At 64.8% G+C, this 12,683-nt stretch carries 13 protein-coding genes; 5 read left to right on the top strand and 8 right to left on the bottom strand.

What is annotated here, in order from left to right; translation table 11 throughout:
• Nucleotides 1–119 precede the first annotated feature (119 nt).
• The 7 genes from AB0P17_RS04095 to AB0P17_RS04065 form a co-directional block, all read right to left on the bottom strand.
• On the bottom strand, nt 120–512 hold the full coding sequence (locus tag AB0P17_RS04095; RefSeq protein WP_365807396.1) for an RRQRL motif-containing zinc-binding protein: 393 nt from the start codon (nt 510–512) through the stop codon (nt 120–122).
• Nucleotides 512–1,669, bottom strand: a complete 1,158-nt coding sequence (locus AB0P17_RS04090) for a DUF2637 domain-containing protein (protein WP_365807395.1) — start codon at nt 1,667–1,669, stop codon at nt 512–514. Before AB0P17_RS04090 ends, AB0P17_RS04095 begins: the two co-directional genes overlap by 1 nt.
• On the bottom strand, nt 1,666–2,001 hold the full coding sequence (locus tag AB0P17_RS04085; RefSeq protein ID WP_365807393.1) for a hypothetical protein: 336 nt from the start codon (nt 1,999–2,001) through the stop codon (nt 1,666–1,668). Before AB0P17_RS04085 ends, AB0P17_RS04090 begins: the two co-directional genes overlap by 4 nt.
• A complete protein-coding gene (locus tag AB0P17_RS04080; RefSeq protein ID WP_365807391.1) occupies nt 1,998–2,654 on the bottom strand; it encodes a GGDEF domain-containing protein in 657 nt (218 codons plus the stop codon). Before AB0P17_RS04080 ends, AB0P17_RS04085 begins: the two co-directional genes overlap by 4 nt.
• Nucleotides 2,651–3,106: a Pycsar system effector family protein gene (locus AB0P17_RS04075; RefSeq protein WP_365807389.1), complete on the bottom strand. Its 456-nt coding sequence runs from the start codon at nt 3,104–3,106 to the stop codon at nt 2,651–2,653. Before AB0P17_RS04075 ends, AB0P17_RS04080 begins: the two co-directional genes overlap by 4 nt.
• Complete coding sequence (locus AB0P17_RS04070; RefSeq protein WP_365807387.1) at nt 3,103–3,405, bottom strand: hypothetical protein; 303 nt, start codon at nt 3,403–3,405, stop codon at nt 3,103–3,105. Before AB0P17_RS04070 ends, AB0P17_RS04075 begins: the two co-directional genes overlap by 4 nt.
• Before the next feature lie 219 nt (nt 3,406–3,624).
• Complete coding sequence (locus tag AB0P17_RS04065) at nt 3,625–3,768, bottom strand: hypothetical protein (RefSeq protein WP_365807386.1); 144 nt, start codon at nt 3,766–3,768, stop codon at nt 3,625–3,627.
• A 789-nt stretch (nt 3,769–4,557) separates the two neighbouring features.
• Here AB0P17_RS04065 and AB0P17_RS04060 point away from each other — a divergent pair.
• Together AB0P17_RS04060 and AB0P17_RS04055 are read left to right on the top strand one after the other, a co-directional pair.
• Nucleotides 4,558–4,893, top strand: coding sequence for a winged helix-turn-helix domain-containing protein (locus tag AB0P17_RS04060; RefSeq protein WP_365807384.1), 336 nt, complete (start codon nt 4,558–4,560; stop codon nt 4,891–4,893).
• A gap of 160 nt (nt 4,894–5,053) precedes the next feature.
• Nucleotides 5,054–6,301: an XRE family transcriptional regulator gene (locus tag AB0P17_RS04055; protein ID WP_365807382.1), complete on the top strand. Its 1,248-nt coding sequence runs from the start codon at nt 5,054–5,056 to the stop codon at nt 6,299–6,301.
• A 98-nt stretch (nt 6,302–6,399) separates the two neighbouring features.
• On the opposite strand, the gene AB0P17_RS04050 is transcribed toward AB0P17_RS04055, so the two are convergent.
• Nucleotides 6,400–7,428 carry a DNA cytosine methyltransferase gene (locus tag AB0P17_RS04050; protein WP_365807380.1) on the bottom strand — a complete coding sequence of 343 codons (1,029 nt, stop codon included), beginning with the start codon at nt 7,426–7,428 and terminating at the stop codon, nt 6,400–6,402.
• A 96-nt stretch (nt 7,429–7,524) separates the two neighbouring features.
• Between AB0P17_RS04050 and AB0P17_RS04045 the strand changes: the two genes are divergently transcribed.
• The 3 genes from AB0P17_RS04045 to AB0P17_RS04035 all read left to right on the top strand — a co-directional run bounded on the left by AB0P17_RS04045 (nt 7,525) and on the right by AB0P17_RS04035 (nt 12,453).
• Complete coding sequence (locus AB0P17_RS04045; protein WP_365807378.1) at nt 7,525–9,702, top strand: ATP-binding protein; 2,178 nt, start codon at nt 7,525–7,527, stop codon at nt 9,700–9,702.
• A gap of 396 nt (nt 9,703–10,098) precedes the next feature.
• A complete protein-coding gene (locus AB0P17_RS04040) occupies nt 10,099–11,169 on the top strand; it encodes a DNA cytosine methyltransferase (protein ID WP_365807377.1) in 1,071 nt (356 codons plus the stop codon).
• A 66-nt stretch (nt 11,170–11,235) separates the two neighbouring features.
• On the top strand, nt 11,236–12,453 hold the full coding sequence (locus AB0P17_RS04035) for a NaeI family type II restriction endonuclease (protein ID WP_365807375.1): 1,218 nt from the start codon (nt 11,236–11,238) through the stop codon (nt 12,451–12,453).
• Nucleotides 12,454–12,683 lie beyond the last annotated feature (230 nt).

The raw sequence follows: 12,683 nt of genomic DNA, 5'->3' as shown, positions 1-12,683 counted from the left end.
GGCTTGCTGTGGAAGGTCGGACGGCCGGACCCGGTGCACAGATGGTGAGGGCTCTACTGGGAGGTAAGGGGTACAGTCCGTACCTCTTTGCCGAGGGGTACGTTTTGTCCCCCTCCGGATCACGCAGCGCGCCGTTCCTCGGAGTCGTGGCAGGTCACGCACATGCCGAGCGAGGTCGGGACGACGTATCCGGCGTCCGTGCGGCACTCGGTGCAGATGCGTCGGGCGGTGTTTGCTTTGGCGAGCGCGGCCCACTTCGCGGGTGTCATCGGCCGGACCGGTAGGGCGCGGTCGATGCGGTAGAGGTAGGCGACGCGGACCGGGGAACGGCCCTTGCGGCGGTAGCGGCTGGAGTACCAGAGGAGTTGGGCGGCGATGTCCTGGCCGCCCGGCCGCAGTCCCGCCGCGCGGAGTTGACGGCGCGTGGCCAGTCCCTCCGGGGCGAGGCGGAACGGGTAGGTGGGGATACCGCCGTGCCGGGTCCCGTCCGGGTCCCAGAACCGGCCGGCCATTACGCGGCCGTCGCCTCAGTACCCGGATCCGGCTCGCCGCGCTCGGCACGCAGCGCGTCCCGCAGCATCCGGCCGTTCGCGGACGACGTACGGACCGCCTTCCGGATCGCCTCACCGGTCAACTCGGCATCCGGCCAACCGGCTGTCGCGGTCCGGGCCTCAATCAGAAGCTGATCCCGGGTGCGGATCGGGCGGGGAGTACGGGCCGACTCGGGAACGCGGCCGGTCGACGCTCGGCGCGCGGGTCGGGCGGGGGCGGGCTTCTCCGGTCGGGTCGCCGGGGGCGACTCAACCGGCCCGGGAGACTCGACTACGGGCGCCGCGTCGACCGGTGTCACCGGCTCGACTGCCGGGGTGGGGTCGGTCGACTCGGCGGCGGGCGGTTCGCCCGTGGGGGCGGTGGATGCGGGGGTCGACTCTCCCAGGTCAGACCCCGACTGATTTACGGTAGCCAGGAATGTTTCATCCTGGTTTGCTCCTGGGGTGGTCGGGGTGGTGTCGGTGGGGGTGAGTTCGCCCAACTTCAGCAGGACGCGTTCGCGGCGGGGCGTCTTCGACCGCCAGCGGCGGCCGTGCCGCTCGCGCAGGTCGGCCCGTGCCAACTGGCGTTCCCGCTCGCGGGCCAGCGCGTCACCGTAGGAGGTGATCTCCCACAGGGTCATCCGGCGCCACAGGGCGAAGGTAGAGGGGAAGGCGAGGAGCCAGCGGGAGCGGCGGATCTTCTCCATCCGCTTGCCGGTGGCCGCGCCGATCCGCACCGCGTAGACGTGCGCGATGATCTCGGAGAACACCACCCACAGCAGCGGCATCGTCGCGTGCGCGACCTTCGCGGACAGCGAGGTACCGGCCGCGATGTTCAGCCAGCACGTCACCCCCGTGAGGATCCAGGGCACGAACCGCACCCAGGCGAGGGGCATGTCCATGCGGATCAGCAGGAGGTTGGCGGCGGTGAACACCGGGATCGCGATGTCGATCCCGATCGGCAGCATCCACGGCGAGGCGAAGTCCCACCGGGCCGCCGCCTCGGACACCGCGCTGAACGACGACGCGAGCCCCAGAGCGCCGACCCCGGCCGCCGCCAGCGCGGCCAGACCCATCAGGCCCTGCTCCGGGCCGGTCAGCGGCGGGACCTCCCGCCGCGCGACGGTCTCGCTCATGACCCCACCTCGTTCAACGTGAGGGCGGTCTGCGGCAGACGGCCGAAGCCGGTCAGATGCAGGTCCGCCCCCGCGTACTCGGTGCGACAGTTCAGCCACATGGAGGTGCCGCCGGGCTCCTGGTGGAAGGTGACCACCTCGCCCGGGATACCGAGGGCCGTCCGCCACATCTCGAACGCGGCCAGGTCGTCATGCAGGCCGAGGTCGAGCCGGTTTGGGTAGATGGGCGACATCTGCGCTTCGACGGCGGGCAGGTCGGGGAAGTCGACCGCCAGCATCCGCAGCGCCCGCAGCGGAACCGCCAGATCATTCAGTACCAGGGTGGCAGTCATGCCAGGTCCTCCGTCCGCGTGTGGGTGGTGCCCGGCCGGCCGTCGCGACGGCCGTTCGCCGTCCCGCACGCCGGGGTGGGGTCAGTGGCGATCTGCCATCCGCCGCCGGTCTGCTTCGCCCCGTACATCGCCTCATCCGCCGCCCGCAGCAACACGGACAGACCCTCGGCGCCCGTGGCGGTGGTGGCCCTGATGGCACCGATGGACGCGCCGACCGCCAGCTGGTGGCCGTCGACATCGACCGGGCCGGTGAGCGAGCGGGTCAGCTCGCGCAGCGTCCAGTGGAGTTCGGGGAGGCTGCGGGCGGGGGCGACGGCGGCGAACTCATCCCCGCCGAACCGCCCCGCCAGCCCTTCGTTGAACCGGGCCCACGCATCGAGCCGCCCGCCGGTGGCGCGGATGACCGCGTCCCCGGCCGCGTGGCCGTGAGCGTCGTTGATTTCCTTGAACCGGTCCAGATCGATCAGGTACACCGCGCTCGGGCCACCGGCCAGGATCCGCGTCGCGCACTCGGTGAACGCGTCCCGCGTCGGCAGCCCGGTCAGCGGGTCGCGCCGCGCGGTCTCAATGCGGCGGCGCAGGAACGTGCTGTGCAGAGACCAGCCAGCCGCGAGCGGAACAGCAGCGGCCAGAGCCGTCAGAGCCTCGCTCACAACGCACCCCCCACCGCGATCACAGCGGCCACGATCAGCAGCACACCGGCCGCGCGCGTCAGATCGACCGCGCACCGCAGACCGGCGAACTTACGGACGGCGATCCGGGAGAGGTTCGCGATGTCCTCCCCGCGTCGGTCCTCGACCAGCCGCTCCCGGATCTCCTCGGCCGTGAGCGTCGCCCACAGCGGGAAACCGGCGACGGCCGCGCCGGACATGTTCGGGCGGACCGCGCGCAGCAACACCGCTGCCACAGCGATCAGCAGCGCGACACCCGCGCCGCCGACCACAAGCGCGGCCACGGGGAGGTGGACATCCTTGGCGACCGTCCACACACCGGCCAGCAGCGCGCCGACGAAGGCGAGCAGTAACGACGTCTTGGAGTCGGTCCGGGCGATCTCCGCCTTCACCTCCGCGTGCGCGGCCGTGAGGCTCGATTCCAGGTCGCTCATGCCGCTACCTCCCCGCCGGCACGTGTCCGGCGCCGGGCGGCGGCCCGGGAGACGGAGAGCGGGACCGGGCGGAACAGCTCCGGGGCGTACGCCTCGATCGCCTGCGCGGCGACCTGCGACACCCGGTCGAGCAGGCCGGGCTCCTCCGCGAGGATGTCCCGCGCCGCGTCCATACGCGCGGCCCGCTCCATCTCGCTCTCGCCCTCCACCCCCAACCACAGATCGAGGGGCGTACCGAGCGCCAGTTCTACGAACTCATCCGGCGTAACGGCCGTGTGACCGGCAACGATGATTCTCATGGGTCGTGCTCTCCCTAGCAGGTGGAACGGCCCGAAGAACGGCCCCGGGAGGCAACCCGGGGCCGTTCGCCGTTCGTGGGTGGAGTGCCCCGGCAGGGAGTCGAACCCGGCCTGCGACCATCGGGGCAGTTGAGCGTCAGCCGTTCTTCCCGGCGTTGTTGCGGCTACGGCGGTTGGCTTCCGCGACCTTGCGGGCCAGCTCAGCGCGTTCGGCGTCCGTCACAGCGACCACCCGGCCAGCAGCACGGAGAACGCCGCGCGGGGCTTGGGGGGATTGCTCGCCCCGGGCCGACGTACGGGAAGCGGCGGCTTGTCATCGGCCGCCGGTGCGGACAGGGGCTGTACGTGACTACGATCCATCACAGGATCGCCCTCCTACGCGTATAGGGGTGCGGTCTCAGGCCCCGTTTCCGGCGGTGCAACGCCGGGACGGGGCCGTTCTGCGTGGTGCACGGAGTCCTCTCCGGCTCCCCCTCACCACCCGGCACGCGTCCAGGTGGATCAGGCAACCGGCCGAAGCGCTCGGAGCGCCGCGGAGACAGGTCGAACCACGCCAGACGCCCCGGACATCAGGCCCGGGGCAGTCCTACGCGGCTGGTCATGCGGTAAGGCGTACCGGCGCCGCCGTGTCGATCCACGACGGCGCCGGCGTATGTCGGCGGATCATGCGAACCTCCAGGTGAAAAAGCTGGTGATGCCGGGTGACCACTGGCCGCGCAGACTGTGCGGCCCCTGCCCACCCCCGGGTGACTCGGTGGACAGCGCCCCTTTTGATGCCCCGGGGAGGTTGGTTGCCCCGGACCACGTAACCCACGACGCGGCAGCGTGCGGCCGGATCACTCCGGCGGTCTCCCGAGCCCTTGTCAGGGCCGGAGACGGCCTCCCTAGTCCGTAAACATCCCGGGCTGGAGGCGGCCCCATCGACCACCCGAGTGCAGGTGGCTGGAGCGGCACACGATTCAGTTGTCAAGGAACGACCGCTTCCCTCGTACTCACCCCTGCGGGCTTTCCTCCGGGCGTTAGTGCAGGTCAAGCGACTCCCCTCTTTAGATCGGGGCGATCGCTTGATGACTAGCTTGCACTAGTCTGCTGTGGTGCACAACCCATGCGAGGTGATGCGTACTAGTTCGCTGTGGTGAGTACCCTCAAGGCATGACTGTCACAGGAGGGCCCAAGCCGAAGGCGGTGCAGGTCGCGGACGCGCTCCGCGACGACATCAAGAAGATGAAGCCGGGGGAGAAGCTCCCCACTCAGCGAGAGCTGATGGACCGCTTCGGGTACGCCAGCCAGACCATCCAGAACGGGCTAGCCGCACTCCGTACCGAGGGGTTGATCGTGTCGGCGGGGAACCTGGGCAACTTCGTCAGTGACGGGTCTACCCCGGGCGGCGACGTACGTGATGACATCAAGGAAATCCGCTCCCAACTCAAAGCGTTGTCCGAACGACTCGAAGCGCTGGAAAGCCGCTCCGTACCAGGTGGCGCTTGATCTGCAACCAGCATGGGAGTAACGGAGTGTGTGAGGTAAGTGACAGCCAGGGGACGGCGAAAGGGAGGTAGGGACATGTCCGGTGACACCCCCCTGTCCCCTTCCCTGTCCCCCTGGCCCGCGCGCGAGACTCGGAGTAGAGGCACTCATCGGAGGGCGCATGACTGACGACAGGCCCGCATGGGCGCGACGTATTGCCGCCGAACGACAGGCGCGTGACTGGTCACAGCGTGACGCGGTCCGGGCCCTGCGTGCGCACGCCCCCACGGAGCTGCCGGCAGAGGACAGCATGATTCGCCAGTGGAAGCGCTGGGAGTCCGGCCAGGCACCGAACGACTTCTACCAACCGATCATCGCGGCCACGTTCGGCACGGTGACGCACGCGCTCTTCCCTGCCCCGTCCCGCCGGGACGGGGACAAGGAGATCTTGGCCGCGAGCGGGATGGAGACTCTAGAGATCGTGAGCCGCCTGAACCGGTCCGATGTCGACAGCGCGACGCTCGATGCGCTAAGGATCACCACGGACCGCCTCTGCTCCGAGTACCCGTTCATGCCCAGTGCCCAACTTCTTATCGAGGGTCGGCAGTGGCTTCGCCGCGTTGTCGACCTGCACACGAAGAGCCTCACGCTTGCCCAGCATCGCGAGGTGCTCGCGCTGTCGGGTTGGCTCGCATTGTTGGTCGGCTGTGTCGAGTACGACACGGGTGACCGCCACGCGGCTGAGTCAACGCGGCGTGCCGCTCTCTCGCTCGCGACCGAGTCCGACCACTCCGAGGTGGCGGGGTGGGCACACGAGATGCGGGCATGGTTCGCCCTCACGACCGGCGACTACCGCGGGGTCATCGCGGCAGCGCAAGCCGGGGCAGAGACCGCAACACACCATGGCGTCGCCGTACAGCTCGCCGGGCAGGAAGCCAAGGCATGGGCGCGACTCGGGGACCGCCGGCAGGTTGAGGTGGCCCTCGACAAGGGGCGCCAACTGCTTGAGGGAATGCCGTATCCCGAGAACCTAGACAATCACTTTGTTGTCGACCCCGCGAAGTTCGACTTCTACGCGATGGACTGCTACCGACTGGTGGGGGAGAACCAACTTGCGCGGACACTCGCGGATGAGGTTCTGCGTGCGGGAACTGACTTCGACGGCACAGAGCGGTCACCCATGCGGAACGCCGAAGCACGGGTAACTCTGGGGGTCACCGCAGCGCGAGAGGGCGACCTCGAACAAGCCCTTATCCACGGCGGACGCGCTCTTCAGGGCGAGCGTCAGTCCGTCCCGTCCCTGATCATGACCAGTCGAGAACTCGCAGCCGTTATGAGGCAGCGCTACAGCACCGAACCGGCTGCCCAGGACTACCTGAACCACCTGCAAGATCTAGGAAGGGAGAAGCCAGGGTTCCTCCCTTCCTGAACCGTACACACGGAAGACGGGCGCGACCTCCAAGCAAGGACTCACCGGTCGTGATTTCACCTACCTGCTGGATATTTCTGCACGGCAATTGGCTCGGATTAAATATTCAGCGTCCGCCGCACAGCCATTCCAAGAACGGTTGCCATACGGACAGGCACGGCATTTCCGATCTGTCGCTCAATTGACCCGTAGTCGCCTTGAAAGTCATAGTCCGTCGGAAAGGTCTGCAATGTAGCAGCTTCCCTCAGCGTGATGCCGCGATGCTGTTCCGGATGAACGAACGTACCGCAAGCGGGAGTAGTACAGCGGGTGGTCATCGTTGACGCAGGAGAATCCCACTTTATGCGGCCGTACGAAGCGGTGGCATGCTTCGCGCCAACCTTCTTGTGGCAATCGAGCTGATGCTCCTCCGGCAGGTCTAGGCGCCCCCCGCCAATAGGGATCGACTCAATGCGACGCCTAACCTTGTCAGAACTTTTCCGATAGCGATCAAGGGGGTCATCCACCCTCTTAGCCGCTTCCAGTTCGGAGAATGCGACCCTGACCGACACAGAACCGCGCAGGTCGGGAATTACCTCGGTAATATCTTGAGGGAGGATCCGTCTCTTCCCTCTGACAGCGAGCATGATTAGACGACGCCTACGTTGCGGCACAGCAAAATCGGATGCCTCGAACCGGTAAACCATCGAGACGTAACCAAGAGATCGAAGCGAATCCCGCACGCTTTGGAGACGCGTATCTTTCCCTAGTCCGGGAACATTTTCCAATAGAACGGACTGCGGCATTAGCGCGCGCACGAATCTGACTGTATGCAAAACGAGATCGTTACGCTCATGGTCAGTCAGCCCCTTGCCAGACGCAAGCGACGAAAATCCCTGACAAGGGGGACACGTCTTCAACAGTGTCAATTCGCCCGGGGCCAACCCCAACTGCCTACGCATTGCGGAAGCCTGTAGCGAGCGTATATCCGCTTCCCACAGATGGGAACCTGGATGGTTCTTGGCGTGTGTTGCAGCCGCATCAGAGTCGTTCTCGACCGCGCCTAGGACAGAGAAGCCAGCCCCCACGAGGCCCTGGGTGGCTCCGCCGGCTCCTGCGAAGAGGTCGATGGCAGTTGGCTTCGTCACGGCTGGATGTTAGCTCAACGTTGCGCCTCATGACCATGGTTCGCGCCCCCTGCAACCCGCATGCACCCTAGTCAAGCTGACGACACATCATGCAGAATGTCTGATTCACTGCCGCCGGACCAGGGGGACTTGATGTCGGACCCGTCGAACCAGCCGGAACAGCTTCCCATGCCCGCCCTCGCCGGGCCTGAGCAGTCAGCAGCGGACTCACCCAGCAGCGAGTCTGCACACGTCTACACGATGCGCATCAGCCGGCTCACGATCGACAAGCTCGGCATCAAACTCTACGACCGCGTTTCGGCCGTCTTGGCTGAACTCATTGCCAACTCGTACGACGCGGATGCAGAAGACGTCACTGTCACAGTGCCTTGGGGAGCTTTCCTCTTCGACCCCAAGGCGCCCAACCTCTCCGCGCAATACGAAATCACAATTTCCGACAATGGCCACGGGATGACCCCTTCCGAGATTAATCAGCACTACCTGACCGTTGGCGCAGACAGGCGCACCCGAACGGGTAGCGATAAATCCCGAGGCAAGAACCGCCCCGTGATGGGCAGAAAGGGCATCGGAAAACTCGCCCCATTCGGCATCTGCAAAACTGTGGAGGTCGTCTCTGCTGGTGGCGAAAAGACCGAGAACGGATATCGCACCTCGCATTTAATCCTCAACCTTACCGACATGCTTGCAGACACGGAAAAGAACTATCATCCCGAGATTGGTGAGCTGGACGGCACATGGTCTGAGGACCACGGAACCACGATCAAGTTGAGGAACTTCTCGCGTAAGCGCGTCCCCAGCAAGGAAGAGCTGAATAGGCAACTCGCTGCACGATTCGGCCTTGAACGTGCCGACTGGCGAGTATGTGTGAAAAATTCTTCATCTTTGACCGATCAGTTTACACTTGGACAACTCAAGATTGATCTACTGGAGGGAACTAGGATTGAGCTCACCGATAGACCCGTACCATTCGAATCATCCTTCCTCCCGGTAACCGGATACGTCGCATACAGCGAGAAATCCTACAAGGATTCCAACATGGCTGGCGTGCGAATCTACGCACGCGGAAAGTTCGTGGCACAAACGATGGATTTCGGAATTGCCACGGGATTCACCGGAGAGTTCAAACTGCGAAGCTCCATTGTGGGTGAGCTCCACGCCGAATGGCTGGATGAGGACGAGGATCTAGTCAGATCTGATAGGCAAGACATCATCTGGTCTTCTGACCTAGGAGAAGCTCTGAGCCAGTGGGGTCAGGCGCTGATGAAGGAGCTCGCGAAGCGCAGCGAAGAACATATTCGGCGCGCAAAGACACGCTTCTTCATGGAAACGTCAAGCCTGGAACAGAGATTGATCGAAGCAGCGCCAGCAGACCCGGTTTACAGAGACTCCGTTAAAGAAGCGGCTGCTCTCCTCGTTAGAGATACGGACAATGACTCACTCCGAAATCCTGAACATGTGGAACGTATCAGCAATCTAGCAATGTCCCTCGGCCCACATCGAAGCCTTCTCCAGGCACTCCGGGAAGTGGCCGACACGACCGAAACCACCGTGGATGCCGTCATGGACCTCTTCCAGAAGGCACACATAGCGGAAATGTATTCTCTGGGTCAGGTAGCAGCCGAACGGCTGGAGGTTGTGGCAAAGCTGGAGGCGCTGATTTCCGATGGAAGAACTCTGGAGAGGCCACTCCAAGAGCTAATCGAGCAGGCGCCGTGGCTCCTGGCTCCCGAGTGGACGCCGCTGGGCATGAACGAGTCCCTAAAACGAGTCAGAGCGAGTTTCGAAGCTTGGTACGCCAAGAAGTACAGCATCGAAATCAACACCACAGCGATCGAACGGAAGGCGAAAGAGCCTGATTTTGTGCTGCTTCACGACTCAGGGGTTCTCTGGATCGTAGAAATCAAGAGGCTCGGCTATAAGCTGACCGACGCAGAATTCCTGAACGCAATGCGATATCTCCATTCATTGCGCAAGTTCCTCGACGATAACCCCGAGCTGGGACGCCAGTTTCCCTACCGTAGGCTGACCTTTGTGGTCGATAGCATTGACCGCCTCGACGAGGTATCAATCTCATCGCTTGAGAACGACCCCAACGTGACTCGAAAAACATGGCACGAGGTGCTTGATTCCACCAAGCGAGCACACAAGGACTTCCTGGAACTGGTCGAATCCACTGCAGGTGGATGGACACCCGTGACTCCTGAGACGGCACCACAGGTCGTAGCGCCCCGGCGCCCGAGCGACGCACCGGCTCAGCCACAGCTTGAATCATGAGCAGTCCCCTCTCGTGAGACCTCGACTCTGAGCCGCTCGTTGTCCTGATCTTTTTCCAGTGCGCCGACGGCCGCCACCGTACGCGCACCCCCTCTGACCAGCCCCGCGAACCCCTACGAACGCCCTCGTACGGCCGCGCGGACAGTTGGAAAGCGAGTGGGTAGAACAGCAACAGGGGACGGGTCCTCGTCGTTGCGCGGGAGCCCGGGGGCACGGCGGGGTGACCCCACGAGAGCACCGGGGGCACGGCGGGGTGACCCCACGAGAGCATGAGGCTTTCCTGTCCGTGCCTCGCGGTACGCTGCATGGTCGCCGGCAAGCGACAGTCAGAGCGGGCAACCGGGCTCACCGAGCTCGGAGCACCGTCGCCCCGTAACGACACATCTGGAGACCCGAGTGCAGCCCACCAAAATCGTGGACCTCTTCGCCGGCCCCGGCGGGCTCGACGTGGCAGCGGAGACGCTTGGTGTTCCTACGGTGGGCATCGAATGGGACTCGGCGGCATGCACTACCCGCCGGGCCGCAGGTCTGGCGACCGCCGAGGGCGATGTTCGCATGTATGGGCCGTCCGACTTTCCCGAGGCTGACGTGTTGGCCGGCGGTCCTCCCTGCCAGACCTTCACCGTCGCGGGAACAGGCGTGGGCCGCCGAGCCCTCGAAGAAGTCCTGAGGTTCGTCGATCGTCTCGTTGCCCGCGAGGACCGCGAAGAGATCGAGAAGGACCTTGCCAAGCTGGACGACGAGCGGACAGGCCTCGTCCTGCAACCTCTCATTTGGGCGCTCGACGCCATCGACAAGCTCGACCGCCCCTACCGGGCGATCGTCCTTGAGCAGGTGCCCGCCGTACTTCCGGTCTGGAAGGAGTACGGGAAGGCCTTGGAAAGGGAGGGCTACAAGGTCGACTGCGACATTCTGCACACCGAAGCGTTCGGCGTACCGCAGACCCGTCGGCGGGCAGTCCTGGTCGCCCGATACGGCAAGGACCGGGTGAAGCTTCCAACAGCGACACACCGCACCTACCGCAAAGGCGTAGCCCGAGACTCCGGGGACGCGAGTCTGTTGCCGTGGCGGACGATGGCCGACGTGGTCAGCCGACCGACCGCTTTCGAGGTCATCTCCAACTATGGCACTGGGGGCGACCCGAAGGCCCGGGGCCGCAGGCGGTCCGAAGAGCCGTCCGCCACGGTCACAGGGAAGATCTCCCGCAACCGCGTGGTCGGCCTGGACGGCTCCGAACTCGACCGCTTCTCTTTCTCCGAAGCGGGACGTCTTCAGACATTTCCGACCAACTACCCGTGGTCCGGACGTGACGTCGGTCAGCAGATCGGCAATGCCGTGCCCCCGCGGCTAGCCATGCACATCCTCAGCGCCGCATTCGGCTGGGACAAACCCAGCGAGGACGCCCTGCAGGGACTTAACACGTGGACGGTTCGCCGGTCGGTCCAGGATGCGCCTGCCGCTGTTTGACGATCGTGCCGACCGTGGTGGGGGTTCGTCGAACTTGGCTTGGTGCCTGCTGTCAGACTTCAACGCGTGACGATACAAATGGGTTTGCCGTTCCCGCAGGATGCCGCTCAGGCCGGTATGCAGGAGTCGCGAGCGTTGGCGGCTAAGCACTCGCGCCGCAATACGTTCCGCACATGGGATCCCCCGCGCGGGGACATGGGCAGGGTGCCGCGCGAGTGGCAGATCCAGTCCGGGCTTACGCAGTCCGTACCCGATGACCTTGCCCCGTTTGTGGAGTGGTTCCACAACCAGCCGGAGGCGCGGGAGCGCTTCCGATGGGCACTACGTGACTCCCTTGACGAATTGCTTGACGGCCGGCGGACGGGGCGCTGGGCGTACCAGCACCTGACGAAGACCGAGAAGACGTATCTCGGGACGGCCGTCGAGGTGAACCTCACCAAGGAATTCGACATCAACAACGGCGCGGACCTCGACTGGTCCATCGCCGAGCTCGACATCGACTGCAAGTTCTCCAAGGATCTCGGCGGTTGGGAAATCCCGATGGAGATGTATCTGTGCGCTGCTCACGGCGACCGTGGCGGCCGTGCCAACCACGTTGCAGTCCTGACCTGGATGAACGACGACAAGAGCGAGTGGGCCGCAGGCATAGTTCGGGTTACCGATGAGCGCCTGCGCTGGAGGCAGGCGCCGGATGCGAATGGCGAACTCGTCCGCGCCTATAATCGAGACAATAAGCGCAGGATCGATCCCAGCACGAAGTCCGATGTCTACTGGCTCTGGGGTGGGCTCCAGAGAGACCTTCCGACGAACTTGCTCCTTCACCTGGAACCCGAAACACGCAAGCGGATCCTCAGTGCAAAACGGCCTGGGCGAGCCTCATCGGGACAGCAGCGGGTGAACCAGCTATTCCTTGAGGTGCAGGATCGGCTCATCGGCCGCCAAACGGTGTTGACCGTCGCTCAGCAGGACGACTCGCCGAAGCGAGCCCGCGACGCACGGATACAGCTGCGTCAACGAGGCATCGTCGTGCTGGGGCACCAAGGATCACACCCCCACGCGGCCCGCGCGCTCGAATTGCCCGCACCGGTCAAGGGCGAATGGATCTCTACCCGTCTCGTTCCTGTCTCATCTGACGATGCGCGACCGAAGTTCTCGTTGGACGGCCAGTTCTGGGCGCGGGTTCGTGTGGATGAGATGGATTTTGACCCCGTTCCAGCGCCTGACCTTCCCGACAAGAAAAAGATCGATGGGCAGAACGACTCCGGGGCTGATCTCGCCTCGTAGCGGCCTACGCAAGCGTCTCGGCAGCACGACGGCCCAGCGGATCCAGGGACTGGGCCGTTAAACTCCATGAACAGCGCCCCGCTGTCGCCGATGCCACTCCAGGGCAGCCGGCGGAAACGCCGCGCGGCGCCAGCAGCGCGCTGTCCATACCCACCACCCACCCGGCCGGGGGTGCAGTGCATCCGAGATCGACTTGCGCAGCCCGATGTCAGTGCGCGTAGCTACTGTTC

This window comes from Streptomyces sp. NPDC088124 (assembly GCF_040685895.1).
In the GTDB taxonomy this organism is placed as follows: domain Bacteria; phylum Actinomycetota; class Actinomycetes; order Streptomycetales; family Streptomycetaceae; genus Streptomyces.
This window is presented reverse-complemented; position numbering and strand designations above follow the sequence as displayed.

Excerpts from the sequence above, each read along its gene's own strand:
- AB0P17_RS04095 (WP_365807396.1), bottom strand. The coding sequence starts at position 512 with ATGGCCGGCCGGTTCTGGGACCCGGACGGGACCCGGCACGGCGGTATC.
- AB0P17_RS04090 (WP_365807395.1), bottom strand. The coding sequence starts at position 1,669 with ATGAGCGAGACCGTCGCGCGGCGGGAGGTCCCGCCGCTGACCGGCCCG.
- AB0P17_RS04085 (WP_365807393.1), bottom strand. The coding sequence starts at position 2,001 with ATGACTGCCACCCTGGTACTGAATGATCTGGCGGTTCCGCTGCGGGCG.
- AB0P17_RS04075 (WP_365807389.1), bottom strand. The coding sequence starts at position 3,106 with ATGAGCGACCTGGAATCGAGCCTCACGGCCGCGCACGCGGAGGTGAAG.
- AB0P17_RS04070 (WP_365807387.1), bottom strand. The coding sequence starts at position 3,405 with ATGAGAATCATCGTTGCCGGTCACACGGCCGTTACGCCGGATGAGTTC.
- AB0P17_RS04060 (WP_365807384.1), top strand. The coding sequence starts at position 4,558 with ATGACTGTCACAGGAGGGCCCAAGCCGAAGGCGGTGCAGGTCGCGGAC.
- AB0P17_RS04055 (WP_365807382.1), top strand. The coding sequence starts at position 5,054 with ATGACTGACGACAGGCCCGCATGGGCGCGACGTATTGCCGCCGAACGA.
- AB0P17_RS04045 (WP_365807378.1), top strand. The coding sequence starts at position 7,525 with ATGTCTGATTCACTGCCGCCGGACCAGGGGGACTTGATGTCGGACCCG.